The following is a 452-nucleotide window of genomic DNA, read 5'->3' as shown; positions in this document are numbered from 1 at the left end:
TGAATCTTTACTTGCCAGTTCTTTATATAAAGTATCTAATTTAATATTGGCTTTATCTAACTTTTCGTTAAGTGATGCAGGCTGAGCAGCCAATACAAATGTTGCATCTTTAGGAATAAACTTAGCTTCTTTAATTGAGTTTGAGCAGGAAGCAAAAAATGTTACCGTAATAAGCAACACTATACAGGTTTGCAGAAATTTTCTCATTAGTTGATTTTTATCGGATGTGAAGATACATGATAGAACAAAACTTACGCAACCGCTAATCAAAACTATTAAGCTGCAAGTAGCGTTATTATTACCGCTTAGCTTTCTTCTTCAGCAATAATACCATATGCCTTCATTTTATTGTATAAAGTTTTACGGTCTATATTCAACATTTTAGCAGCTTTAGATTTATTAAACTTTACTTTTTGCAGCATATCTACTATCATTTCATACTCTGCATTTAA

Annotated in this window: 1 protein-coding gene; it reads right to left on the bottom strand. The window is 31.0% G+C overall.

What is annotated here, in order from left to right:
• Positions 1-305 precede the first annotated feature (305 nt).
• Entirely contained in the window at positions 306-434 is a 129-nt protein-coding gene (locus E3E36_RS13880; RefSeq protein ID WP_369334056.1) for a helix-turn-helix domain-containing protein, read from the bottom strand.
• Positions 435-452 lie beyond the last annotated feature (18 nt).

The sequence above is a fragment of the Thermococcus sp. M36 genome (assembly GCF_012027355.1).
Classification (GTDB): domain Archaea; phylum Methanobacteriota_B; class Thermococci; order Thermococcales; family Thermococcaceae; genus Thermococcus.
Note: the sequence above shows the minus strand (reverse complement) of the source record. Positions and strands in the feature narration are given on the sequence as shown.